Source organism: Rhodopseudomonas sp., assembly GCF_048594845.1.
In the GTDB taxonomy this organism is placed as follows: Bacteria; Pseudomonadota; Alphaproteobacteria; order Rhizobiales; family Xanthobacteraceae; genus Rhodopseudomonas.
This window is the reverse complement of sequence record NZ_JBMDXE010000290.1, coordinates 1-2,111: the sequence shown is the minus strand read 5'-3', so window position 1 is coordinate 2,111 and position 2,111 is coordinate 1. Positions and strand designations below refer to the sequence as shown.

The window sequence follows — 2,111 nt, the reverse complement described above, 5'->3', positions numbered from 1 at the left end:
GCGCCGATCGAGCAGCTGCAGATGATGAAGTTCGAAGGCGAGAACTGGAAGCTCTTCGGCGACGTCATCGAAGTCGAAGTCGCGGCCCCGACCGGCGGCTAGTTCGCCGGCGTATTCGCCCGACCATCAGGCCCTCCGCGGTGACGCGGAGGGCCTTTTCGTTGAGCGCACACTCTTCCCTTCTCCCTCGCGGGAGAACGTGGCACGGACGTAAGTCCGTGCCGGATGAGGGGGCGCGCAGCGCACTCACGTCTGTGCTTAGAAACCGAGAGCCCCTTCCGCGGCGCCCCCTCACCCGCCATCGCTGCGCGACGGCACCCTCTCCCACGAGGGGAGAGGGTTGAAGGCGGCCCATCACAAGAAGCGCGACGGCTCATCCGCGAGGATCCGCCTTGGCTTGTCGGTCTTGCCGCCCCGCGGCGCGCCTGCCACAACTGACGGATGACCGATCACCGCCCGTTGCTCCGCGCAATCTTCGACGCTGCCGTCGCGGCGGCGCATCCTGATCGCATCCTGGCGGCGCATTTGCCGGCCGCGCCGCGCGGAAGGATCATCTGCCTCGCCGCCGGCAAGGGCGCCGCCGCGATGGCCGCCGCCGCCGAGCGACACTATCTCGACACGCTACAGCTCGATCCCGCGAAGCTGGTCGGCATCGCCACCACGCGCCACGGCCACCGTGTTCCGACCCGCGTGATCGAGGTGATCGAGGCCGGCCACCCGATGCCTGACGCCGAAGGCCTGCGCGGCGCCGAAGCCAGCCTGGCGCTGGCCGCCACCGCCACGTCCGACGATCTGCTGCTCGTGCTGCTGTCCGGCGGAGGATCGGCGAACTGGATCCTGCCGGCCGACGGCATCACCCTGGCGCAGAAGCAGCAGACCACGCGCGCCCTGCTGCGCTCCGGCGCGCCGATCGGCGAGGTCAACGCGGTGCGAAAACATCTGTCGCGGATCAAGGGCGGCCGCCTCGCCCGTGCCGGCCAGAACGCCGCCGAGATTGTCACGCTGGCGATCTCCGACGTGCCGCGCGACGAGCCGTCGGCAATCGCCTCAGGCCCGACCGTGCCGGATCCAACGACGCTGGCCGACGCCCGGGCGCTGGTCGCGCGCTATCAGCTCGACCTAGACCACGCCGTCCGTGCCGCGCTCGACGATCCGCGCAACGAGAGCGTCAAGGCCGGCGACGCCGCCTTCGCGCGCGCCCGGTTCGAGATCATCGCGACGCCGCGGCAATCGCTGGATGCCGCCATCAAGGTGGCACGCGATGCCGGCTACGAGGTGGTCGATCTCGGCGACCTGGAAGGCGAAGCGCGCGACGTCGCCGCCGCGCATGCCAAGCTGGCGCGCGAGGCCCGCGCGGCCGGCAAGAGACTGGCAATTATGTCCGGTGGCGAACTCACCGTCACCGTGCGCGGCAACGGCCGCGGCGGCCCCAACCAGGAATACGCGCTGGCACTGGCGCAGCATCTCAAGGACCTGCCGGACGTGGCCGCCCTCGCCGGCGACACCGACGGCGCCGATGGCGGCGCCGGCCACGCCACCGACCCGGCCGGCGCGCTGATCGATGCGCGCACCTTCGCCAAGATCGACGGCCTAAAGCTCGACCCGGCCGCCACGCTCGCCGACAACGACGCCACCACCCTGTTCGAACAAACCGGCGACCTGCTGCTGACCGGCCCGACGCTGACCAACGTCAACGATATTCGGGTGATTTTGGTCTGAGGCACCCGCCTCTCTCGTCATTGCGAGGAGGCGAGGCCGACGAAGCACTCCAGAAGCTGCGAGCACTGCGCCTCTGGATTGCTTTGCTTCGCTCGCAATGACGGATGGGCCGTGATCACTCCACCGTCATGCGCGGGCTCCGGCGATGACGATCATTGTATGTTACCGGCCCCAGCTTCGCGACTAGCCCCTACTCCGCCGGCCGCAGTTCGCGTTTGTCGAGGGAATGCAGCGCGCGCGTCAGGATGGCACGGGCCTTGTCGCTGTCGTTTGGAGCGAGGGCCGCGGTGTCGAGATAGACATCGAGCCCCGGCATCTTTTCGATCACAACCGCGGACTGCTCCGTGCCGTCGTGCAGATGGTCGATCACATAGGGCACCACGTCGCGGCCG

At 69.2% G+C, this 2,111-nt stretch carries 1 protein-coding gene and 1 pseudogene; one reads left to right on the top strand and one right to left on the bottom strand.

The window, feature by feature from the left end; translation table 11 throughout:
* The first annotated feature begins 441 nt into the window (after nt 1-441).
* Nucleotides 442-1,719 (top strand): glycerate kinase type-2 family protein, encoded by a 1,278-nt coding sequence (locus ACOJTD_RS18790; RefSeq protein WP_420134390.1) that lies wholly within the window; start codon nt 442-444, stop codon nt 1,717-1,719.
* A gap of 190 nt (nt 1,720-1,909) precedes the next feature.
* On the opposite strand, the pseudogene ACOJTD_RS18785 reads toward ACOJTD_RS18790, so the two are convergent.
* A pseudogene (locus tag ACOJTD_RS18785) lies at nt 1,910-2,111 on the bottom strand (adenylate/guanylate cyclase domain-containing protein); the annotation flags it as partial.

Coding starts and splice junctions, on each gene's coding strand:
- ACOJTD_RS18790 (WP_420134390.1), top strand. CDS start 442: ATGACCGATCACCGCCCGTTGCTCCGCGCAATCTTCGACGCTGCCGTC.